At 63.0% G+C, this 22,565-nt stretch carries 21 protein-coding genes and 3 pseudogenes; 15 read left to right on the plus strand and 9 right to left on the minus strand.

Annotated features, from left to right (window positions below; genetic code table 11):
• Positions 1-267 precede the first annotated feature (267 nt).
• On the plus strand, positions 268-720 hold the full coding sequence (locus MNOD_RS50640) for a transposase (RefSeq protein WP_198157608.1): 453 nt from the start codon (positions 268-270) through the stop codon (positions 718-720).
• Here the strand turns inward: MNOD_RS50640 and MNOD_RS15235 are convergent.
• The 5 genes from MNOD_RS15235 to MNOD_RS46610 all read right to left on the minus strand — a co-directional run bounded on the left by MNOD_RS15235 (position 601) and on the right by MNOD_RS46610 (position 4,286).
• The gene (locus tag MNOD_RS15235) at positions 601-2,154 is read right to left on the minus strand and encodes an MFS transporter (protein WP_425277500.1); all 1,554 of its coding nucleotides are present in this window, start codon (positions 2,152-2,154) and stop codon (positions 601-603) included. The genes MNOD_RS50640 and MNOD_RS15235 overlap by 120 nt on opposite strands.
• Positions 2,155-2,704: 550 nt before the next feature.
• Complete coding sequence (locus MNOD_RS15240; protein ID WP_015929812.1) at positions 2,705-3,226, minus strand: KilA-N domain-containing protein; 522 nt, start codon at positions 3,224-3,226, stop codon at positions 2,705-2,707.
• Between the two features lie 112 nt (positions 3,227-3,338).
• Positions 3,339-3,611, minus strand: a complete 273-nt coding sequence (locus MNOD_RS15245; RefSeq protein WP_015929813.1) for an HU family DNA-binding protein — start codon at positions 3,609-3,611, stop codon at positions 3,339-3,341.
• A gap of 73 nt (positions 3,612-3,684) precedes the next feature.
• Positions 3,685-4,005 carry a hypothetical protein gene (locus tag MNOD_RS15250; RefSeq protein ID WP_015929814.1) on the minus strand — a complete coding sequence of 107 codons (321 nt, stop codon included), beginning with the start codon at positions 4,003-4,005 and terminating at the stop codon, positions 3,685-3,687.
• A 128-nt stretch (positions 4,006-4,133) separates the two neighbouring features.
• On the minus strand, positions 4,134-4,286 hold the full coding sequence (locus MNOD_RS46610; RefSeq protein WP_015929815.1) for a hypothetical protein: 153 nt from the start codon (positions 4,284-4,286) through the stop codon (positions 4,134-4,136).
• Between the two features lie 47 nt (positions 4,287-4,333).
• On the opposite strand from MNOD_RS46610, the gene MNOD_RS46615 reads away from it, so the two are divergent.
• Positions 4,334-4,486, plus strand: coding sequence for a hypothetical protein (locus MNOD_RS46615; protein WP_015929816.1), 153 nt, complete (start codon positions 4,334-4,336; stop codon positions 4,484-4,486).
• 156 nt (positions 4,487-4,642) lie between these two features.
• Here MNOD_RS46615 and MNOD_RS15255 read toward each other — a convergent pair whose 3' ends face one another.
• Positions 4,643-4,828 carry a hypothetical protein gene (locus tag MNOD_RS15255; protein ID WP_043748779.1) on the minus strand — a complete coding sequence of 62 codons (186 nt, stop codon included), beginning with the start codon at positions 4,826-4,828 and terminating at the stop codon, positions 4,643-4,645.
• 312 nt (positions 4,829-5,140) lie between these two features.
• Between MNOD_RS15255 and MNOD_RS15260 the strand changes: the two genes are divergently transcribed.
• Together MNOD_RS15260 and MNOD_RS15265 are read left to right on the plus strand one after the other, a co-directional pair.
• Complete coding sequence (locus MNOD_RS15260; protein ID WP_015929818.1) at positions 5,141-5,407, plus strand: hypothetical protein; 267 nt, start codon at positions 5,141-5,143, stop codon at positions 5,405-5,407.
• Positions 5,408-6,072: 665 nt separating this feature from the next.
• On the plus strand, positions 6,073-6,429 hold the full coding sequence (locus MNOD_RS15265; RefSeq protein WP_015929820.1) for a hypothetical protein: 357 nt from the start codon (positions 6,073-6,075) through the stop codon (positions 6,427-6,429).
• A 452-nt stretch (positions 6,430-6,881) separates the two neighbouring features.
• On the opposite strand, the gene MNOD_RS15275 is transcribed toward MNOD_RS15265, so the two are convergent.
• Positions 6,882-7,082, minus strand: coding sequence for a hypothetical protein (locus MNOD_RS15275; RefSeq protein ID WP_012631400.1), 201 nt, complete (start codon positions 7,080-7,082; stop codon positions 6,882-6,884).
• Positions 7,083-7,894: 812 nt separating this feature from the next.
• On the opposite strand from MNOD_RS15275, the pseudogene MNOD_RS15280 reads away from it, so the two are divergent.
• Positions 7,895-8,510: pseudogene (locus MNOD_RS15280) on the plus strand (IS6 family transposase).
• Here the strand turns inward: MNOD_RS15280 and MNOD_RS15285 are convergent.
• Positions 8,474-8,929, minus strand: coding sequence for a MarR family winged helix-turn-helix transcriptional regulator (locus MNOD_RS15285; RefSeq protein WP_015929821.1), 456 nt, complete (start codon positions 8,927-8,929; stop codon positions 8,474-8,476). The pseudogene MNOD_RS15280 and the gene MNOD_RS15285 overlap by 37 nt on opposite strands.
• A 474-nt stretch (positions 8,930-9,403) precedes the next feature.
• Between MNOD_RS15285 and MNOD_RS15290 the strand changes: the two genes are divergently transcribed.
• The 7 genes and pseudogenes from MNOD_RS15290 (at position 9,404) to torR (ending at position 15,997) form a co-directional block, all read left to right on the plus strand.
• On the plus strand, positions 9,404-11,308 hold the full coding sequence (locus MNOD_RS15290; protein ID WP_015929822.1) for an FAD-binding monooxygenase: 1,905 nt from the start codon (positions 9,404-9,406) through the stop codon (positions 11,306-11,308).
• Between the two features lie 218 nt (positions 11,309-11,526).
• Entirely contained in the window at positions 11,527-12,897 is a 1,371-nt protein-coding gene (locus MNOD_RS15295) for an MFS transporter (RefSeq protein ID WP_015929824.1), read from the plus strand.
• A 35-nt stretch (positions 12,898-12,932) separates the two neighbouring features.
• Positions 12,933-13,016 (plus strand): annotated as a pseudogene (locus MNOD_RS50645) (maleylacetoacetate isomerase); the annotation flags it as partial.
• A gap of 234 nt (positions 13,017-13,250) precedes the next feature.
• On the plus strand, positions 13,251-14,222 hold the full coding sequence (locus tag MNOD_RS15300; RefSeq protein WP_015929825.1) for an MBL fold metallo-hydrolase: 972 nt from the start codon (positions 13,251-13,253) through the stop codon (positions 14,220-14,222).
• A 297-nt stretch (positions 14,223-14,519) separates the two neighbouring features.
• Positions 14,520-14,834 carry a hypothetical protein gene (locus MNOD_RS50650; RefSeq protein ID WP_015929826.1) on the plus strand — a complete coding sequence of 105 codons (315 nt, stop codon included), beginning with the start codon at positions 14,520-14,522 and terminating at the stop codon, positions 14,832-14,834.
• 111 nt (positions 14,835-14,945) lie between these two features.
• Positions 14,946-15,137: pseudogene (locus MNOD_RS46620) on the plus strand (IS5/IS1182 family transposase); the annotation flags it as partial.
• Between the two features lie 146 nt (positions 15,138-15,283).
• On the plus strand, positions 15,284-15,997 hold the full coding sequence (gene torR / locus MNOD_RS15310) for a two-component system response regulator TorR (RefSeq protein ID WP_015929828.1): 714 nt from the start codon (positions 15,284-15,286) through the stop codon (positions 15,995-15,997).
• Here the strand turns inward: torR and MNOD_RS15315 are convergent.
• A complete protein-coding gene (locus MNOD_RS15315) occupies positions 15,970-18,912 on the minus strand; it encodes an ATP-binding protein (RefSeq protein WP_015929829.1) in 2,943 nt (980 codons plus the stop codon). The genes torR and MNOD_RS15315 overlap by 28 nt on opposite strands.
• Between MNOD_RS15315 and torT the strand changes: the two genes are divergently transcribed.
• The 3 genes from torT to MNOD_RS43350 all read left to right on the plus strand — a co-directional run bounded on the left by torT (position 18,890) and on the right by MNOD_RS43350 (position 22,287).
• A complete protein-coding gene (gene torT, locus MNOD_RS43340) occupies positions 18,890-20,053 on the plus strand; it encodes a TMAO reductase system periplasmic protein TorT (RefSeq protein WP_244424743.1) in 1,164 nt (387 codons plus the stop codon). The two genes, MNOD_RS15315 and torT, sit on opposite strands and share 23 nt — an antisense overlap.
• Positions 20,054-20,272: 219 nt before the next feature.
• The gene (locus MNOD_RS43345) at positions 20,273-20,710 is read left to right on the plus strand and encodes a cupin domain-containing protein (protein ID WP_015929831.1); all 438 of its coding nucleotides are present in this window, start codon (positions 20,273-20,275) and stop codon (positions 20,708-20,710) included.
• Between the two features lie 41 nt (positions 20,711-20,751).
• Entirely contained in the window at positions 20,752-22,287 is a 1,536-nt protein-coding gene (locus tag MNOD_RS43350; RefSeq protein ID WP_015929832.1) for a hypothetical protein, read from the plus strand.
• The last annotated feature ends 278 nt before the right edge of the window (positions 22,288-22,565 follow it).

Genomic DNA, 22,565 nt, shown 5'->3' on the forward strand with positions numbered 1-22,565 from the left:
ACAAAGGATCGGAGACGGGCGAGCTTCCAACTAAGAAACCCAACCCATTGGTCCCGCTGATCGGGTCCACTTCAGCGCTTTGCCCATGATCCACCTCCACATCAAAGGGAATCATGAAAGCACCCAAATAGGAATCCCGTCCGATTCTCGTTTATCGAGCGACGCTCTAGAGCAGGATCCGTTCATGGTGGAACGGATGCCGCTCTAGCTCTTTGATTGTGCCTGGTCCTCACCCGGCCGCACAAGCGACGGCGTGAAGTAACTGAGTTGCTCGAGGCGCTGCTGGCGCGCCACCGCAGCGAGACGGTGTACGTGGCCTGGGACAACGCCAGCACGCACGAGGATGAGGAGATCGAAGCCGTCCTGCGCGGCGCGGCTGGGCGCCTCGTTCTGCTGGATCTCCCGACCTACAGTCCCTGGCTGAACCCGATTGAGATGCTCTGGCGTCACTTCCGGTGTGAGGTCACGCACTGCGAGCTGTTCGAGAGCGTCGACGCGCTGCTCCAAGCCACCCAGGATTTCTTCGACTGCTACAACCGCAAGCCAGAAGCTGTGCGCTCCATCATCGGAGCGCATGCCATACGACTTTCGAGGTTGTACTTAGTGCGAATACCCAGCGGCCGTCTCGCTGAGGCTCTTCCCCTTCGTCTCGGGAGCCAGCCACTGCGACAATCCGGCACCGACCGCAGCGACGCCGGCGGCGATCAGCATGGTCGTTGAAGTGCCGAGGTTCGTCATGGACCACGGCAGCAGGAAAGTGCCGAGGCCAGCGCCGATCCGGCTGACAGCGGCGCTGAATCCGGTGCCGATGCCGCGGATTTCAGTCGGGAAAACCTCAGCCGGGAAGATCTGGGTCAGCGTGGTGTACATGGCGTTGAAGAACGAGAAGGCGAGGAACAGGATCAGTACGACGGTCGGCGGTGCGCCCGCCCACAGGCCGATGACCGCCAGTAACGCGGCGCACAGCCATTGCGGCGGCACGGTCAGGACACGCCGGCCGGCCTTGTCGATCAAGAGCACGGTGATCACCACCGCGAGCAGAGCGAGCGCGGAGAGCCCGACCCCACCGGCCAGCCCACCACTGAGGCCGTATTGCTGCAGCACGCTGTCGGCGAAGGTGGCGATGGCGAAATACGGGGTGACGGCGCAGAACCAGAACCCGGATGTGAAGAGCGTCGCTCGCCAGTACTGCCGGGAGAACAGCATCCCGAAGCTGCCCTTGCGGATGTCCTCATGTTCGACGTCGGTCATGTCGGAAGCGCTTTCCATGTACCGGTGGGCAATGGTGCGGGCTTCGTCCCGGCGGCCCTGGTTCCACAGCCAGCGGGGGGATTCGGGCAGGCCGAGCCGGGCGATGAACAAGGCCACTGCGATCACGGTGCTCGATCCCAGGATGAGCCGCCAGCTCAGGTCGGTTGTCGCCACCAGCACGTGACCCACGATGAACGCGAACATAAACCCGGCGTACCAGGCGATCAGCGTCATGCCCAAGAGCCGTCCGCGCAGCCGGGCGGGAGCGAACTCGGACATCAGTGGCCCGCCGATGGAGTACTCGCCGCCGATAGCGACGCCCATCAGCAGCCGCACGAAGAACAGCTGCCAGGCCGAGTCGACGAAGAACTGAACCAACCCAGCGAATGACTGCATGAACGAGGCGATCACGAACAAGGCTATGTCCACCAGGAACAGCGGCTTGCGGCCGAATTTGTCGGTGGCCCAGCCCCCGAGCGGCGAGCCGATGAAGATGCCGAACAACGGGGCCGCGGCGATCAGACCTACCCAGAGCGTCGACAGGCCCAAATCGTCGGTCATCTTCTGGGTTACCGGACCGATGATCCCGAGGATGTAGCCGTCGAGGAACATCCCGCCGATGAGGACGGCGATCAGCCGCCGCATGAAGCGTTGCTTGAATGCTGCTGAGGTCTCGCCGGAATCGGCAGTTGTGCTCTCTATGGATGACACTGAAGATGACATGAGGCGTTCCTCTAGAGGGCCGAGTTCATCCACCAGCGCGCGAGCGTGGCGCTCCTTCAGCGCGGGCGAGTTCGGCTCACTGAAATGGGTCGACGGGTTCAACGATCGCCGGCGACTGGGGCACATCCGCACCATCCCGCCGGCGAAGCCGAGGCACGCTGCTGCGTCACGCTGGAACAACCAGCCACGGTTGCTTGACTGGAACGAAACGGCCTCCGGCGCGGTTCATTCAGCAGCGATGATCGGATGTGGTAATACGATTGTATTCTTGGATGACTGCCGACGCCTCCAGTGAAACATTGATGGAGACGTGCATCGCACTACGGTGCCTGCTCATTTGACGTTTCTCCCGCGGGCATTATGCCACATTATACTTTATGCATTCGTGGTCGAATTCGACCAAAAATACATTAAGTACGGAGCCGAATTCGGCAAACGAGGATATTCATGGGCGCGGCATAAGGCGCACCTTATGCCTTCGCGTGTTCTCGGGCGGCGATGCGTTAACGCTATCGCCGGTCGAAGCGAGATCGGGAAGTGCACCCGAACGCGGCCTTGCTCGGTCCGGCTGATCCGCGAGCAAAGTGGCTTCGCGCATCAAGGACCTCTTTGCGAAGTAAGACAAGCTAAAGCCGCCGTCGCCTGCTCTGATCGTCAAGCTTGATGCGGCGCACGCTGGAACGAATGGCGATCGCGGAACGAGTGAGCAGGCGCATGGTCTATGACCCGCTTAACCAGAGCGGCATCCGAGCGCATTGGCGTCGAGGATCTCCGGCACGTTCGCGTGCAGGCCTCGCTTCACGATGGCGCCGACATCACGAGCACTCTGCGGTGAGAGGCCCGGCCGGCGCTCCGTCGGCGCCTCGATCGCCGGGTTGTGCATCGCCTCCATGTGCTGGCGAACGACCTCGTTGCACCACGCGTGGAAGGCGGGATCCAGGTACTTCGCATAGGCCATGGCGACCTGCCAATACGCCCATGTACCGGGCGACTTCCCGCCCCTCACCACCCGGACGATCCCATACTGGGTATTTCCCAGGTTGAGAACGTCCGCAAGGAAGGAAAGGAACCGCTTGGCATCGGCGGACCTCAGCCACTCGGCCGGCTGCCGGGACGGGTCGGCGCCGGCGGCACGCCGCATGTCCGTGAGCGACAGCGTCTCGCCGCGCTCGTGGATGATGTGCCCATTATAGTCGAGCACCTGAAGGCTCGCGCCCGGCCACCGACCTGATGTATCGGTTCGATCCGTCATTGGTCTGGTCTCCTGGGAAGAGTTGGACCGATGGCGCCGCCCGCTGCTGGGATGGCGGGTGGACGGCGGCGGGACCGTGCCCTGGGAAGCTTCGATCCCGCCGCCAACCTTCTCAGTTCAGCGCGTCGTGCAGCGTGGTTGACGCCCGGAGCTTCGGGACCAGGCGGGCCGGGATCTGCAGGGGCTGGCCGGTGCGCGGGTTATGGCCCTTGCGGGCCTCTTGGCGGACAGTCACCAGCTTGCCGAGGCCGGGCAGCGGGACATCGTCGCCGCTCTTCAGGCTCTGGGTCGCGATGTCGCCGAAGGCCGCGAGGACCTTCGATCCGATCGCTTCGCTGACCCCTGCCTTCGCAGCGATGGCCTTGAGCAGGTCTGGCTTGTTCATGGTGTTCTCCGGGTATTGTCCTGGGATGAAGCGGGCAGGCTAACGCTGTTCTGCCCTGATATTGCCCCGTGGGTCAGGGCGATCGCGGTGACGCCTTCCGGCGCTGCTCCTCGAGTGCAATGCCGACGCTGGCGCCGGTCAGCTCGTGGGCATAGATCCCGCGCTTGCAGTGCGGACAGCAGGGTAGCGCTCGGCCGCCACGCCAGATCCGATCCAGCATGCGGACGGCCTTCAGGAACCGGTGCTCCTTGATCTCGGCCTCCTCGCGCTTCATCGCGGCCATCTGGCGCCGGTACAGTCCCTCCTGGGTCGCGACGGTCTTGAGTGCATGGAAGGCAGAGACGGACTCGCCGCAGTCCTTGCAGCTGACAGTCCCGTGCTGGGCGTCGATCACGAACCGCTGGTGGACGCAGCCGCACGGGCGCCCGCGCTTCTTGGCCTCGTGGGTGAACGAGACCCACCTTCTCGCAACCCAGCAGTCTCGTGACCTCGTCCTCGTCCATCGTTGCCATGGAGATTCCCTCAGGCGGTCGGCGGCTGGGATTCGAGGCGCTGGTTCAGCGCTTCAACGTCAGCCGGCTCGGGCAAGAAGCGGTAGAAGGCGGCGACGGCATCGCAGGCGCTGAGGAAGAGGACGCTCACGGTGCGCTCATCGCCCATGTTGAGCCGGGCCATGGCTGTGAAGCTGAGGCGCTCGACAACGCGATGCAGGAGGATCGCCTGTGTCCAGCCGTCCGGCAGCGGACAAGGAGCGCATCTTCCTGATCGCTGCGGACGTGGCCGACAACGGCGGCATTGGCGACGAGGAGAAGCAGGCGCTGCTCACCATCGCCCAGGTGTTGGGCGTGAACGGCGAGAAGCTGCTGCAGGGCTGATCGGGCGCCGATGCGGCGCCGGTAGAGACAGCGCCCGCCTGGTTCACGCCATGCGGGCGCATCTGCCAGAGGGGCAAACCAATGCCCTCTCCCACCTCACCCGCCCTCAGGGCGCACCGGGCCGGCCAGCAACAGCGCGGAGTGACGAGAATGGTGTCAGTGCATCTCTGCTTGAAGAACCAGAAGCGCCGCAATCAGAGCGGCCGCGCACACGACTGCCATCACGTCGATCGGATGAGTCGCAGGATCCCGACGGTGCACCACCTCGCCTCGCCACGCGATGACTGCGGACACGAACAGAAGAAGAAGGCCGATTACGATGTGCGCGACGTACATGGGCATCAGACCTTCGGCGCCCCAGTGAAAAAACGCTCGGAATGGTCGCGGGTGCCTCATGTGCGCTGATCCCGCCCGCCCGCTCCCCATCCGCAGAAGGACACCGCCGATGAGCGCGGACCAGGCATCACCCTCGCCGCTGCTGTGCAGTGGGCCGAACGCATCACCGGATACCGGGCGACGCCGCCAAGGCGAGACGCCCCGAGTACGGAGAAGCAGCCGTGAGCATCGACCAAAACTGCGCGTAGAGCACGCCCGAAAGGCGACACGCGCTTACGAGTGCGCCGCCCTCGCCGCCCCGAGCACGGAGGAGAGGCGATGAGCGCTGATCTGCGCGAGGCCATCTACGCCTGGATCCGCGAGGATGCGCCCCCGGTCATCAAAATGAGGATCACGCCAGAGCTGGTTATCGTGCTCGCCGAGCGCCTATCCGGCCCTGTTACCTCTCTGAATGCCCGCGTCGAAGAGTTGGAGGCCGAGTGCTACGCCCTGAAACTGGCTGCGGCCGGGGGCGAGGATGCGCCGGGGGCTGCAAACGCAGTCACGCGTGAGGACGTGAAGCGGTGGCGCAAAGAGGCTGAGTAACACGAGTATAGGCTGGTGACCGAGAACGCCCGGCTGCGCGAGGCTCTGCGCATCATCCGCGATGCAGCCTACACACCCGAGAGCCTTACAGGCTGTCCATTCGACACGTCGGGACACCGCTGGATTGCCGCTCAAGCTCTCTCCCGATCCTCGCCCGCGTCAGGAGCGGGGGAGAAGACCGCCGATCACGTCGAGGCCGGCCGCCGCATCATCGCCGAGAACGCGGGATGCTCCCAGCCGGCTCGGGACTGCAGGGCGGGCGGTGGCGGCGTAGGCGCCTGCGGCTGCCGTCAAACCGCGGAGGCGGTTCTCGGGCTCGCGCTGGCGAGTGTTGGGCGTGAGAAGGGGGAGAAATAGCGGATGCCACGCCGCTCTTCGGATCCCGCCGGGCACGAGCCCTCCTGCCTTTACCCAGATGAGGCCGAGATCGCGCGTGCTGTGCTCGGCCCCGGTCGAGCCAAGGCGTGGCCCGGCCTCGCCGTGGTGCTCGAGCGCGGCGGCTTCCCTGCCCTCATTTGAAGCCCTTGCCCGGTAACAGAGTGCTGAAAAATCAATGACATCAGACCGACTGAAAATCGCAGTGTCGGTGGTTCGATTCCGCCCCTGGGCACCACTCTAATTACCGAACATCCCGAGCAAGTTAGAGTTGGTGCCTCACCTGCTGTGTGATCCCGACGCGTCTTCTGCGAGAGACCTCGATCGTCACGGGGCTGGGCGACGCGCTGCTCTCGGCCGCTCCAGATCGGCCGAGCGCGAGCTTCGACATTCTGGCGTTTGCCCACACGGTGCTGACCGACAAGGACGAGTTCCTGGCGCTGACGACTTACGCGCGCATCCGGGCGGCCGGCGGGGACGCGGAGGCCTCGATTGCGGAGTGGTGCCGTGAGAAGGGTTGGCAAGAGCGCACCTTTCACCGACGGCGCGTGCGGGCTTGTGAGCGGCTCGCCGCGGCAAAGAACGCGGCGAGCTTGGCCGAAGGCGAAAATCGGTCTGGGTTCGGAACTCGACCAGCTAGACGGTGAGAGGCGGCTGTCGGTGACTCTCTGCCTTTCCTACCCGCTGCTGCATTCCTCATCCTGCCGCCCGACAGCGTGGTCCTGGCTCAGGATGAGAGAACCGCGGCAGAGAACAGCGGCCGCGACGAAGAGCTCGACAGCGAGCCCCTGTTTGGCTTCACCGAAGGCTCCGACATGGGCGAGCCCGGCGAGAAGGAACCGGAGCTCCTGGCGCAATCGGCTGTCCGTGGTGATGCCCACGGGCAGGTGTCAGACGAGGACCGGTGGCCCCCTCCGGCTGACCGGCCCCCGTCCCTTTGCGAGGAGTCTCGCTGGCGGCGCGGGGACGTGCGGGGGAGACACCCGCGCCGACCGCCGGTAACTCGCCGGCCGACCAATCAGTTCCGATGGATCGCGCAGGAGGCCACCAGCGGCCGATCGTGCCTGTCGAGTCCCCGCCCCCGGCACCGCCGGCCCCCTCAAACGCCGCCTGCGACTCTCCTGCGGCCCGGGGCGGGCGTCCAGGCGCATCGGATCGCGCGGGCGGACTTGCGCTCGGCGGTCACCTCGACGCGGAGCAACTCCTCCGTCGACCGGCGGAGTTCAGCCGCCTGACGGTTCCACTCCGTGATCGTCTCTTCGACCTGCCGCAGCACCTCGGCGAGGTTGGGGTCCTTCATGACCGGTTGCCATCAATCGTTGGGGCACAAGGCCCACGAGTCGACGTCCGGTTGCTCGTCTGGTTCCGCTGCGCCGGCCGACGGTCACCTCTGCCGCGTCCTCAACAAGCGATCGACAAGCTTGAGCACGGCGCGCCATAATGCTCCCGATAACGCGGATGAGCAGATAATAATCGCTTTTTTAAGGCGAGGTCAGGTTCTATAGAATAAATCTATAATCTAAGTGCTTATAAGACAGACGATGGGACGATATTATTGCAGATTGCGAAGAAGAATGTGACTCCAGCGAGGAGAGCGGTTGGAACGGCTATCAGGGGCTGAAAACAAGAAAAGCCCGCCACAGTAAACCGGGCGGGCGAAGGCAGCTCGTAGACAAGTGGCACTAGAAGTACACGCCTCAGGCGGCGAGGCAATCCTGCCGTTTGGACTAGGCCGGCGCGGTTTGCATGTTGCACAGCACCAGCTCATTCACCCAGTTCAGGGCACGCTGGATGTGAGCGCCCGTCGTCGCCGGAAATGCGCCCGCCCGCGTGAGGCCGGCCCCATTCGCATAAGAGCGGCGTATGGAACCAGAGTATCTGGCCACGCGGCGCTGATGAGGTGCGCCGGTCGGCCCGGAGGCACACTGAAGAGCGGTACCTAGGCCTGACTACCGCACCTGTGCAGTTCGCCGAAAGCGCCGCTCCACCTTGCGCGTGATCGTTTCCCACAGATGCCGCTCGATTGGGGCTGTCGCAAACGCGAACGCGCCGGCGTTCTCGGGTCGTTAGCCATACCGGCCCAGCTTGCCGCCTCCGACCCGGAGCCGGCCCATGATCCTCACCGTCCTCGCCCTCAAGCTGAAGCGCAGGCGCGTGGCGACCTCAGGGGCCGGCACTTCGAGGCGGCGCTGATCGTGCAGGCCGTCTCCTGGTCCCTGCGCTACGCCCTCAGCTACCGCGACATCGAGGAGATGCTCCTGGAGAGAGGCCTCACGGTGGACCACTCCACCATCAACCGCTGGGTTCTGGCCTACGCGGCTGCCATTGGGCGCCAGCTGCGCCGGTTCCGCAAACCGCACTGCTACAGGATCAGCCGCTCCTAGCTCCGGACCGGATCGGCACGGATGGCGCCGGTCCCTATCCGCCGGCGATCGCCGAGAGCCACGAGGAGGGTCTGCTGCCGCGCATGCCCACGCACCACGTCACCAAGCCCCTGCAGCAAGGGATCGCGAGCGACCCCTTCCGGATCAAGCGGCCGATGCCACGAGTGGGCGGGTTCCGATCGTTCCACACCGCGCGGCGCGCGATCCAGGGCTTCGAGGCCATGCTATGGCTGCGCACGGGCTTCGGGTTCTCGGGTGTCTGGACCGTGCGCGAGCAGAACCACACTCGGTTCCGCGGCGATGAGCGCTATTTCGCTGCGTCCAGCGTACCGGTCGAAACGTGATTGTGCAGATTGACGAGCTGCGCGAGCAACCGCACCATCTTGGCTCTCTCGCTGGGATCGAGCGGCTCGAGAAGCCGTTGCTGGACGCGACGGACCGCGGGTTCCACGTCGCTGAGCACCTGCAGGCCGGCCGGCGAAAGGCGCAGCAGCTTGACCCGTTTGTCGCTCGGGCTCGGGCTGCGAAGGATCCAGCCCTTCGCCTCCAGGCGCTCCAGCACGTCACCGAGCGTCGAGCGGTCGAACGCGATCAGGGACGACAACCGCGTGGCATCCACCTCGGGGTTCTCGCGTATCGCGGTCAGCGCGGCGTACTGAACCGAGGTCAGACCGGACGCGGCACATTCCTCGGCGAAGATCGCCGACGAAATCTGGTGAATACGGCGGAACAAGTGGCCGGGCATCGAGTAGAGATCGCTCATGGGTTCCTGGCAGGGCATCTGATCTAAGCTTATAGCGAGCCGGCGGAATCTGCCGATTCGTCCGTACTTTGACGCCTTTCCGGCTCCGGCTGCCGGCGTCGGACGCGGCCAGCCTCGCATCGCTGCGCGATCCTGCCAATCCAGCGGCGGCGAGAGAGCCTCACGCTCGCTGGCGAGGTGCGTGGCAGCGCCTGCTACGGCCGTGACGCGAGCGCCTTCGAGCCAAGCCGCGTCCTCACAGTCCTCCCCACCCCAGAAAGGCGGCACCCCGCCGCGAGCCGATATTGACAGCATACATATTATCCGTATACGGTCTTTTTGGCGAGAGGACGTCGCGCGATCCGACAGGCCGCCCTCGCGGCACGGGCTGCGCGCGCCGGGATGGTCCGAGCGGCACGATCGCAGAGCAACGAGAGCACGCCGGCCCCGCAGCGAGAGTTCATCTCAGCCAATAAGAGATTTGGGAGGACAGTCATGCAGTTCTATCTCGACGGCTACAATCCTGGCGACCCCGACATCCTCGCCGCCGCACCGGGCGCCGCGAACCAACCAGCGGGTCTGCCCGAGACCGTCGACGTCCTCATCGTCGGCGCCGGTCCGGCCGGGATGCTGCTGGCCGCGCAACTCTCGACTTTCCCCAGCATCAGCACGCGCATCATCGACCGCCGCGACGGTCCGCTCCAGGTGGGGCAGGCAGACGGCGTGGCGTGCCGCACGGTCGAGATGTTCGAAGCCTTCGGCCTGAGCGAGAAGCTGGTCCGCGAGTCCTACTGGGTCAACGAAACCGTGTTCTGGCGTCCCGCGCCGGACGACCGCTCCACAATCACGCGCACCGGTCGCGTGCAGGACACCGAGGACGGCCTGTCTGAATTTCCCCACCTGATCGTGAACCAGGCCCGCCTGCTGCAGCACCTGTCGGACTACATGCTGAAGGCGCCGACGCGACTGGTGCCTGATTACGGCTTGGAGTTCGTCACGCTGACGATCGAACCCGAGGGCGATTACCCGGTCGTGGTCACGGTGCGCAACGTGGACAGCGGGGCGGAGACCTCGATCCGCGCCAAGTACGTCGTCGGCTGCGACGGCGCGCGCAGCCGCGTGCGGGATGCGATCGGGGCCGAGCCGCGCGGGGACTTCGCCAACCACGCCTGGGGCGTCGTGGACATGCTCGCCGTCACCGACTTCCCGGATATCCGGCTCAAGGCCGCGATCCAGTCGGCGGACGAGGGCAACATCCTCCTCATCCCGCGCGAAGGCGGCTACCTGGTTCGGCTTTACGTCGATCTCGGTGAGATCGACCCGAGCAATCGCGACGCGTTCCGGCTGAATACGCAGGAGATGGTGATCGAGACCGCCCAGCGCGTGCTGCGCCCGTACACGCTGGAGGTGCGCGACGTCGCGTGGTTCGCGGTCTACCAGGTCGGCCAGCGCGTCACCGACCGCTTCGACGATGTCCCGGCGGAGGAGGCCGGATCTCGCCTGCCCCACGTCTTCATCGCGGGCGATGCCTGCCACACCCACAGCGCCAAGGCCGGCCAGGGCATGAACGTGTCCATGCAGGACACGTTCAACCTTGGTTGGAAGCTCATCGCGGTGCTCGAGGGGCGCACCAAGCCGGAGCTCCTTCGCACCTACACCACCGAGCGCCACGCGATCGCTCAGGGCCTGATCGACTTCGACAAGGAATGGTCGACGATCATGGCCTCGCCGCCGACGGATCCGGCGCATCCGGAGCTCGGCGGCGTCGACCCTGCGGAGCTGCAGGCCTATTTCGTCAAGTCGGGCCGGTACACGGCCGGGGTGGCGACGCATTATCCGCCGGCGACCGTTCTCACCGCCGCGGCGACCCATCAGGCGCTTGCCGCGGGCTTCCCGGTCGGCAAGCGGTTCCACTCGGCGCCCGTCGTGCGCCTCGCCGACGCCAGGCCGATGCAGCTCGGCCACGCGGCCCGGGCCGATGGCGCCTGGCGCATCTACGCCTTCGCCGACGCGAGCGGACAGCGGGTGCGCGCGCTCATGCGCTTCCTCGCGGAGTCCGAAAACTCGCCGATCCGCCGGTTCACCCCGGAGGGGGCGAGCATCGACAGCGTCATCGACGTGCGGGCGATCTTCCAGCAGGGCCATCGCGCTCTGAAGGTGGAAGAGCTGCCCGCGCTGCTGCTCCCGCGCAAGGGACGGTTCGGCCTGATCGACTACGAGAAGGCCTACACGCCCGACCTCAAGACCGGCCCCGACATCTTCGACCTGCGCGGCATCGACCGCGGGACCGGAGCGATGGTGGTGGTCCGTCCGGACCAGCACGTGGCGAACGTGCTCCCGCTCGATGCGCACGACGACCTCGCCGCCTTCTTCGGACGGTTCCTGCTTGATCGTCGCTGAGGTCGGCTGGCCTAGCGCAAGCGCCGTGACGCTGCCGGAGCGCATCGGATGGATGGGGATGGCGCGCTGTTTCCGAACGTCGCGCAGCCGATGCCCCCTGTTCCGAACAGAATACCTCCCGCCTCACAGCCGTGGGGCTCGAGCCTGACCAGAGCCGAGACGAATACGTGCGGCTACGTGCTCTAACACAGAAATCATGATAACCGAGGAGACGAACAATGGCGGCCTTCGTGAGCGCGAGCGGCGCGACAGATCCCGATCGTGAGGCGAAACAGATCCGGACCGTCGTTTGGGTCGTAAGTCTCGCCCTGGTCGGGCTGGTTTTCGATGGATATGACCTGGTCGTCTACGGCGCCTGCGTGTCAACGTTCCTGCGCGATGCGACGCAACTGGGCATCGTGACCCCCGCGATCGCCGGTCAGCTGGGCAGCTATGCGCTCTTCGGGGTCCTCGTCGGCGCGCTGCTCGCCGGTTCGGTTGGCGATCTCATCGGCCGCCGCAAGGTGATGCTGTTCTCCTACGCCTGGTTCTCGTTCGGCATGGCCGTCACGGCGATGACGAGTACGGTGGCGGCTTTCGGCATCATGCGCTTCCTGACCGGCCTCGGTGTCGGTGCCCTGGTGGCGACCACCGCCGCGCTGGTGTCCGAGTTCGCCCCCAAGGGTAAGAAGAACCTGTGCAACGCGATCGTCTATTCGGGCGTGCCGCTCGGCAGCCTGATGGCCGCCGCCCTGGCGATCATCCTGCTGGGCTCGGTCGGCTGGCGCGGCCTGTTCATGATCGGCGCCCTGCCGATCGTTACGTTGCTGCCGCTCGCCTACTTCAAAATGCCGGAGTCGGTGGCGTGGCTCGCCGCGCGGGGGCGCATGGCAGAAGCGCAGGCCGTCGCCGAGAAGACCGGCATCGATGTACCGGAGGCGGCCCCACGGCCGGCCGAGGTGACGAGGAGTTCGACGGGTGACGGGAAGGCCAGCTGGGCGGGTCTGTTCACGTCCTACCCGCTGCCCACCATCCTGCTCGGACTGATGAGCGCCACCGGCCTGATGCTGGTCTACTCGCTGAACACCTGGCTGCCTGAGCTGATGTTGCGCGCCGGCTTCAACGCGCAAGGTTCGCTGTCCTTCCTGATGGTTCTCAACGGCGGCGCCGTTCTGGGCGCCTTGCTAGGGTCCAAGGTTGCCGACCGCTTCGGCGCAAAGCTGGTGGTTGCTGCCTGCTTCGCCATCGGGGCCCTTGCGATCTTCCTGCTAACCATGGGTTTTCCGCTGGGCGTATTGCTGGCCATCGTCGCCGTCGTCGGTCTGGGGACGAGTGGCACCCAGACCCTGATCTATGGCTTGGTGGCGAATTACTACCGGACCAACGTTCGCAGCGCCGGTGTCGCTTGGTGCGCTGGTTTCGGCCGCCTGGGCGGCGTCGGGGGCCCGATCCTGGGCGGCTACCTGGCAGGCGGCGGCTTCGCGCTCGAAACCATCTTCTACATCCTGGCCAGCTTAGGCATGTTCGGCGGCGTGCTGACTCTGCTGGTGCCATCCGGCAAGGTCATGTCCGAAGTTGAACCTGCCTTGATCAGGGCTAAGAGTGCCTAACCGCGGTTGAGCGGCACGCCTCGCCGGGTTTCGGGGCCGAGCCTAGCCTCGCCGATGTGTACTTGGTTCCGCAGGTCTACGCAGCCCGCCGCTTCGCCGTGCCGATAGAGAATTCCTGAAGATCGAGCGCGCTGCCGCGCTCGCCGAGACCCACCCCGCGTTCCAAGCAGCCCATCCATCGCGGCAGCCTGACGTCGAATGATCAAGCTCGGCGTGGTGACGAACTACGCCCTCCGGAACAACCATAATTTTACCGCGAGGAGAAATTCCATGCGCCGCATCTTCGACGACACAGCGCATCTGCATCAACAGCGTCGAGGTGTACTCCGCGCAGGCATAGGTCTGCTCGGCGCTTGCTTGGCACCGTCGGTCATCTCCACGCCGGCCCGGGCGCAAACGGCCCCGGCCGCAGCAGATGCTATGACAGTGACCCTGCTCGGGACAGGATCACCAAGTCCCAACCCTCCCGGTTCAGCGCAGCCACGCTGGTCCAGGCCGGAGGGCTCAACCTATTATTCGACGCGGGACGGGGCTGTGCCATTAGGCTGCGCCAAATCGGGGTTCCGCTTGGCAGTGTTGCTCCGGTCTTTCTCACTCACTTCCATTCGGATCACACCGTTGGGCTGCCGGATCTCTGGATGACAGGCTACATCCAGACCTCCTACGCGATGCGGAGGGCGCCTATGGTTCTAATCGGGCCGGTGGGCACGAAACACATGGCGGAGAACATGCGAGCCGCCTTTATAGACGACATCCGCATCCGCATGGCCGACGAGAAGACGCCCGAGATCGCGACCCAGATCGATGCTCGGGACTTCAACAGTGACGACGTTGTGTTCGAGGCGAATGGCGTGAAAGTCACGGCCTTCGCGGTCAATCACGGCCCGCTGATTCATCCAGCCTACGGCTACCGGGTGGATCACGCCGGCCATTCTGTACTGATTTCCGGTGATACGAAATTCGACGAGGCGGTAATCCGGCACGGCACGGGCGCCGACCTGCTGGTCCACGAGGTCTGCGACGCACCGTCAGACGTGCTCGACAAACTGCAAAACCGAGCGATCATGGAGCACCACACCTCGCCGGAGGAGGCGGGCACGGTGTTCTCGCGGGCCAAGCCGAAGCTCGCGGCCTACACGCACATCATCCAACTCACGGCTCGCGGTTCGACAACTACTCCGGATGTGGCACAGATCGAAGCAGCCACCCGGCGCACCTACTCCGGACCGCTCGCGGTTGGAGAGGATCTGATGCGCTTCGTCATCAGCAACGGCACCGTGGCCTTGAAGCGCTGGGATGCGGTGCGGCAAACATACTCGGAGTGATCTTCATCGACCGCTTGGGCCGCCGGGCAGTGTTTGTCTTCGCGCGAGGCTGACTGAGCGCGAGCAATTCAGCTCGCTTGATCGGCCAGGTGATGAATGGTGTCCAGAACGTATGGCCCGCCCCGTCTGCAAGGGTGTAGCAAAATGGCGATGCCGGTCTACATCAACGTTTCCGGTCTCAGGGCAGCGCCCTGGCCAAGATGGAGATCCGCGCGCCCGGGGTCCTCATCAACGACGCGGTGTCGAGCACCCCATCTAGACCCAGGATCCGCGCAGAGGTCGGCGAGCAGGCGCCGCATGAGGAGCGCGCGCCTTCGCCAGGACGATGCCCCGCTCCAAGAGCATGGCACGCAGCTGATTGATCAGGGCCGTGCGGGCGAGGACGAGGCGCTCACGCGCCCGGTGGAGGCTCTGCAGGTCGAGCGGCGCCTCGCTCTGGAGCGAGACGAGGCGGAGCGTCCCTTCTACAGCGTGATGGGACCGTTCGGGCCCGAGCAGCTGCAGCGGTTCTCGGACAAGGTGGGCGCGGTGCTTTACGCGGGCGCGGAGCCGGTCGGGCAGTTCCCCGCTGCGGCTGCCCGCATTCTGGAGGGGCAGCCTGGACTTCTGTGAGGTTGGCGACTTGGTACGCAGGGGAGCGTCCGAGGTCTGCCGGGCGACAGCTTAAAGCCCGGCGGAGTGACGCCCTGGGTGGAGGGTATTTGTCCGGCCCGGAGGTCGCCCATGTCGCTCCGACTGCAATCGCCACTCCCACCGGTGCCTAAGGACACCGCCCGCGTAGCCCAAACCGCGTTCCCGCGCGGCAATCCCTACCTGCTCCTGCGCGCCCGGCTCGGGATCATCTTTGCCAACGCGGGTTTCGCTGACCTCTATCCCAAGCGCGGCCGGCCCGCCTACGCGTTCTGGCGCTCAGCACATTTCAGCTGCCAAGGAGGTTTTGCATTCAGACAATCGAGCGGGTTGCAAACGTTCCAACGCCTTAGCACTCTCGCATCCTCTGGAAGGTTGGACGCGCAGTGTGCGAGAGACTCCACCTCCTTGTAGGATGGGAGCGTTCGGTAGTGGCGAAGCGTGACCGACATATCGTTGTTGTGGAAGACGATCCGGTGACTCGCATGAAGCTCGCGCACTACTTCAGCAGCGAGGGTTACCGGGTGACCCAGGCGAGAGACGGCGCCGAGATGCGGCGGATTCTGGAGCGCGCTCCTGCCACCGTCCTTATGATCGACGTGAACCTGCCAGGCGAGGATGGCCTCAGACTGGCGAGAGAGCAACGTGAAAGTTCGGACGTCGGCATCATCCTCGTGACATCACGCACCGACGCGATCGACCGGATCGTCGGCTTGGAAGTTGGCGCCGACGATTACGTGACCAAACCATTTGAACCACGCGAACTCCTGGCACGGGTCAAAAACCTTATCTCGCGGATGGAGCGTACGCGAAGCGCCACAGATGAACCAAAATACGTCGAATTCGCAGGCTGGCGCCTCGATCTTCGAGCGAGGTTGTTATGCGATAGCCAAGGTCATCCGACAAACCTTACGAATGCCGAATTCAAATTGCTCGCATTGCTTGCGCGCCATCCAGGACAGGTACTCAGCCGTGATCGGATTCTCCGCGAAATCGCCCATCGCGAATGGGACGCGGCCGATCGCACTGCGGATGTGCTCGTTCGCCGACTGCGGCGCAAGCTGAGGGATGACGGCCGGAAGCCACAGATCATTCTGACCTCGCACAACGAAGGCTATTATCTGTCCGGCGCCGCCGTGGCCTGAGTTCGCGGGGCTGACTGCGCAGCCTGGACCTGGCTCTCAATCGCCTTCAGCCCTGCGTCCCAGGCAAGCCGACACTCTGCGACGAGTCTCGACAACTCCCCATCCCCTGGACCCGCACCGCTCCTTTCAACGCGCTGGGCGGATTCTAGCAAGCGGCTCATGTTGAGCGATCCTGCTGTGCTTTGGATGGCATGAGCGAGGCGTCGGAGATTGTCGCCATCGCCTTCAGCCAATGCCCGATCAAGCGCATCGAGACGTGCCGGCATCGTGTTGCGCGCCGCTTCAATGAGGGAGGCCATCACGGCCGGCCCGAGAGCCGCCAGGTCCGCGGCGAATGCCTCGTGATGATGTGCTAGGCTTGAGCTATTGAGCGCCGATGCCATGGCGCCCGACAGCGCGATCGGCGAAAGTGGCTTGGCCACGAAAGCATTCATTCCCAAAGACACGAAGCGTTCGACATCGTCGGGGAACACATGCGCGGACATGCAGACGGCGGGGAGGTGTGGATCACCGAGACGTTCCCGCAGGCGAGCGACGACCTCCGGTCCGTCGAAATCCGGAAGGCTGACGTCAGTCACGATGATATCAGGCCGAAACTGTTCAAGCGCTTCCACGGCGCTCGCGCCGTCGCAAGCGGCGATGACCTCGTGTCCGAGCCGTTCCAGATAGGTCGAAGCGACGATGCGCGTCGCCTCGTCATCCTCGATCAGTAAAACCTGACGGCTTTGGACCGGCTCAATTCCGCGTTCCCGACGCGCGGCATCATAGTGGTAACGCTCTGCCCGTTCGAGTCGTAGCGTCAGAGAGAAGGTCGAGCCTCTGCCAGGCTCGGATACAGCCGACACCTCGCCGCCCATGAGAGCGGCGAGCCGGCGTGATATCGCGAGGCCGAGGCCGGTCCCGCCGTAGCGGCGGGTGATGGAATTATCGGCCTGAGCAAATGGCTCAAAGATACGTTCGAGTTGGTCAGATGGGACTCCAACGCCCATGTCGTTCACGTCGAAGCGCACGGACTGAAAATCCTGATCCTCATCCAAAGCTACGACTTCGACTCGCACTACGCCGCGTTCACTGAACTTGATAGCGTTGCTGACGAGATTGACTATGATCTGCTGTATCTTTCCATCGTCAGCGCGGTGAAGCGGCCACAAATCGGGGTCGACTTCGAGTTCGAGGCAAAGCCCTTTGGCTTCCGCGACCGGCTGCATCAGTGCGCCGACGCCCTCCACGAGCGTCCTCACGTCGACTGGCTCGATGTCGAGAGCAATTTCGCTCGTCTCTGCCCTTCCATAGGAAAGAATGGAATCAAGCACGCGAAGCAGCGCGGCGCTGCTGCGTCTCGCGCCGTCGAGCCACCGGGCTTGCTCCGGCTTGAGCTCGGCAGAGCTGAGCAGATCCATCATGCCGATCATCCCAGTCAACGGCGTCCGGATCTCGTGGCTCATCACGGCGAGGAACTCCGTCTTGGCGCGGCTCGCGGCCTCGGCCCGAGTCCGGGCGGCAGCATGTTCCACAGCTTCGATCCGCAGGAGTTCGTTCGCAGCCTCGAGCATTGCGGTCTGCTCGCGCACGAGTTGCTGGAGGTCTCGTCTATGCCGTAGGAGCTCCAGGTTAGTTTCGGCCTGCTCTACTTCCAACATCCGGCGACGTTTGGACTCGTCCCGAAATACGACGACCGCCCGCCCTAGCTGCTGCAGCTCGGGCGCCCCCCTGATATCAACATCAACGTCGACGTCGCCGTCCGACAGCCTCTCAAGCGCGAGGGTCACCTCCTCCAGCGGTCTCACCAAACGCCGCTCGACCAGCAACCACACGACGAAGCCTGACGCTCCCACCGCCGCTACGGTCGACATGATCAGAATGATGAAACCCCAAGTGACGGCGCTCTCGCCACGAGATGCGGCAGCCGCGGAGGATGCTTGGGCCGCCTTCAGGAGATCCGCCGCGATCGTCCTCGTCGCATCGGCCGACCGCTCAGCGGTACGCGCCAAGTTATCGGATTGAGCACCGATGGCGACGATCCGCGAGCGCGCTCCGGCGAGGCCGCCGTCCGGCGCATTGTCGCTGATCGCGTTGCGCAGCGCCTCCAGGTAACTTTTGGCCTGCTGGCGCCGGGTGGGATCCGCGATCCCGGTTACCCGCCTGGTGATCGTTTCGATATATGCAAGGTACTCAGTCCTGATGTCGGAGACTTCGATGGCCTTGGACGCATAGCGAAACTTATTGACAACGACTCCTATCTGTGAGGCCGCAAGGCGCAACTCGGACATTTGCTGAAGATTGTAGATATTCCTCTCGACAATTTGATCTAACATCTCTAATTTTGCTTCGTCTTCCAGCTTCGGGTCCTTTGGTTTGTAGAGATCCGCGATGAGCGCCAGGCTGAGAGCATGTGCATTCGATACGAAGGTCTCGGAAAGCTCCGTTAGATTCCTAGCGGCGTCCATTGTCTGCCCGACGACATTCTCGAAGCGCGCAGCAAGCGGGAGGCGCTCAGCAACGAGTGCTTCCTGCCGCTCAAGATCTGAGAGCAGGCTTTCAATCTCGTACTTCAGCCGGCTCGTATGGCTCGAGCCGGTGACCGGCTCGCCCTCTCTGGTGAGGAGCCTTCTGATCTGGTCGCGAAGGCGGGCAAAGTCGGTCTTCTGCCGCTCAAACTCCACGGGATCGTTGACACGTCGCAGGGCCGGCCCCATTGCAACAAGCTGGTCGCTTGATTCAACCATCGACTGTGCTGTGACCACGGCCGGAAGCGCGCGAGCACTCAACAGCGTCTGGGTTTCCGCGACATCGCGGAGTATCAACCAGGCGAACAAACCGGGCGTCAATGACAGCGAAGCTATGATGAGGAAGGCAACGAACAGCCGCCGACCGATGCCTGACTGCGAAAACATGATGGCGTTCAACCGTTCCATTGTGGATCGACGCAAGCCCTCGCCCGTGGGTCGACGTTGGAAATATCGCCGCTCGAACCTGGAGCAAACTTTGGCCTGTGCGATCAGCCGTCTTCTCCCGCCGATTGCCTTGGCGTTGGTGGCAGTGGTCGGGCTGCGCGCCAGCGTTCACGGTGCGGAACGCGAGGTGCTGGCGTGGCCACCACCCTACGATTATTCTGGCACGCCTGCGACGATCTCTTTCAAGCCAATCGCGAAGGCGGAACGGCAGTGGCGGATATGCGCATCCTATCCGCATCTCAAGGATGCGTATTGGATCAGCGTCAACTATGGCATGGTCGCCCAAGCGACCGCTGCCGGCGTTCGACTCACTGTCGTTGACGCTGGCGGCTATCCCAACGTGAAGAGACAGAGAGAGCAGATCGAAACTTGCAGCCACAATGCAGATGCGCTCATTGTCGGAGCGGTCTCCTACGATGGACTCAGCGAGGTTGTACGGGCGATAGCGGCGCGTATTCCCGTGATCGCCGCCGTCAACGATATGGAAGATGCTGGCCTTGCCGCAAAGGTCGGAATCTCCTGGACTGAGATGGGACGCATCGTGGGTGCCTACTTAGCAAGCCGTCATCCGACGGGAGGCGCCGCTGCGAAAGTCGCGTGGTTTCCCGGCCCATCCGCCGCAGGCTGGGTCAAATTCATCGATGCTGGGTTCCGGGCCGGACTCGCTGGAAGCGCCGCGACAATTTCGATTGTCAAATGGGGAGATACCGGCTTTGACATCCAATCACGTCTCGTCGAAGAGACACTCGAGAGCGGACCTCCAGTTGACTACATCGTCGGAAGCGCCGTGACAGCTGATGCCGCCGTAAGCGTGTTGAGAGAGCGAAGACCGGATACCTCGATAAAGATCTTCGCTGATTATTTTACCCACGGCACCTACCGTGCGATCAAACGGGGGCGCTTAATAGCAGCCCCGACGGACTCGCCGGTGCTTCAGGGACGACTGGCGATCGACCAAGCCATCCGCGCGTTGGAGCAGAAACTCGAGCACCGCCACGTCGGCCCATCAATTCTATTGGTCTATAAAAGCAACGTTGATCGGCTTGACTTGGACGACAGCCTTGCTCCCGGATGGTTCGAGCCCCGCTTCGAAGTTCCTTGATCTCTCGGACCGCGCGATGCCGATGCGCTCGCGCCACTCTCGGCCGGTGCCGATCCAGCGCTCGGCGAGAGTTAAAATCCGTTCACAAATGGAAGCATCCGTTTAACAAATTCGATCATTCGTGTTCACATCGACTGGGTAAATAGTCGGTGTCAATGTTGGCATCAACCTCATAACAATAGGCTGATGGCACAAAAATAACGACGAAGGGATGGAACAATGCACAAGATTCAATCATTGGGGATTCTTGCTGGGGTCGCAGCGCTCGTTTTGGGCGCCGGTTTCACCGCCCAGGGACACGGCGTCGAAACATCGGCGGAAATGACCTACGTTAAAGCCGCATCCAGTAAAAAAATTAAATCCATGAATGAACCTGGAGTGAAGGCTTTCTTTGAAGATATCGTTTCCTCAAAGGATCCGAAGTCGCCGATCACCTGTGCCATGTTCCGGCTTGAGAAATCAGAACCGCTAAAGTACACCTACGACTACGACGACACAAAGATTATTTTGGATGGCGAAATTACGGTGAGCGACGGCAAGTCCACCTTCACCGCGCACAAAGGAGACGCACTTCTGCTCCCGAAAGGTGCAAATATTACCTTTACGACCGCATCTTCCGGCTTGGCTTGGGCTTGTGGCCAACGCCCCGCATCCTGACAACCGGCTTCAACCCGGTCTCGAGGTTGTAGAGGTGCCCCATGAAATTCCCGTCAATTTGTAGCCTGCCATTACTTGGCTTGGCCATGATCGAACCTTCGGTTGTCCTGGCTGATCCGGTAGCCAATCTGCGCGATCTCACGGGGGGAGATCCATTCTTCTATACGAGCGACCAGTACGTTAGAGAAGGGGAGGGACAGAAAGCTCTCGTGGGTGTCGGGCGTCCATCGACGACACATTCACGAATTCCCCATCTACCATTTTACATGGGCTACATGAACACGAACTATACCTATCGGTTCGTGAGCGTAGCAGAGCAAGTCCTTATCATGATCGGTGAAGGCAAGCACGGGCTGTGGCGGACCCAGGAGAACGGTTTCGTCCGGGAGTACAGAAAAAAAGGTGCGGCCGGTTTGGAAAAGGATGCCAACCTTGAGGATCCCAAGAATTTTGATGTGATTAAAAAGGATTATGCGTCGTATTTGCCTGACGAAAGCTACGCCGGTTACAAGTATCCAGACGAGCAGCTCAGCGCGGATGGTCGTCTCAATTTTATAGACCTACCAATTAGCCACGCAAAATACGAAGCTAAATACGCAGACCACGAGCCTATCGACCTTGCGAACTATTATTGCACGATGTCTGAGGCCGATTACCCTTATGCATTTCAGGCAGTGAACTTTGCCTTCTCGCAACCTGGAGCTAACGTCGTTGGACCACTGGGTCGGCGCGCCGGCCTAGATATCAAAGAAAATTACACGAGAGTGCTTCGCCTGAAGCAGTTCCCGGACGCACGCACGTGGGTCAATGGGGTCAATGTCGGCCAACCCGGCCGAGACAGCCTCCATGTTGACTGGAAAGCTGTCGACTATGATCGAACCGATGCCGAGTTCTACTTGGTAGAGAGGCCGTTTTTTAATAAGCCGTATCTGTTCGTTGTGGCCGTATACGAGCCGAAGAGCGGTAATGGGTTCGCGTATCTCCGGCCCAATGGAGCCTACTTTCGATCCCTCGGAGACCGTGCAAAGGGCGTGCGCACAACTGCCCCCGCAGCTCCAACATTTCCGCTGAAAGACGGCGGTACGGGTCAGGCTGTCGGGCTACCAATCTATGGCGTTCATCATCCGGACCGTGCTGCCTATAGCAGTGGCGGTGCCTGTCCGCTGAAAGGCGGCGACTGGGGCAGATACCCCGACCCGCGGGCTGGCTCGGGCTGGCCGACCCAGTACGAGGAGGTCACCCCGCTCTGTGATGCAGTGCTCATAGACATTAAGTTCTACAGCAACTTGGACGGGCGTGATTGGAGCGATCCGGACAAGTACCTCGCCAATGCAGGTGCCGGCACTAGGACGGTCGAATACAAGATGCAGCCAGGGACTTACGGAATCTTTACCGACCCGTACAATGTGGCAGCTGGCCGATCCAATCCGGAGCAGCAGGAAGTACCCGACCGGCTCAGCTTAAACTACCGCACGGTTCAGAAGCCGGTTTCTTATGTCGAAACCGCAAAGCCCACGAGCAACACTGCGACGGCGCCAGTACCTAGCACCTCCTGTAGGCAGGCTTTGGCAAAATAATACCAACGGCCCGAGATGCTGCCGCTTCGGGCCGTTGATTTATCTCGACTTCTCGATGCCAGGTCACAGCTTGGCGAAATCTGGGAATGGAACCAAGGGTCATTGCTGATGTCCGTTGGTATAAGATGAGAATGATCCGGCCTGCGTCGCCTACGTCTACGCACCCGGTCGCGCCGTCGAGATCCCGATCTCGCACGCGCTTGGGAGGGCCGCTTTTCTATGTTCTCACGAGTGATGAGGTGGGCCGTGCTGACGTCTGCAAGGAGATTATCTTACCC

Source organism: Methylobacterium nodulans ORS 2060 (assembly GCF_000022085.1).
Lineage (GTDB): Bacteria > Pseudomonadota > Alphaproteobacteria > Rhizobiales > Beijerinckiaceae > Methylobacterium > Methylobacterium nodulans.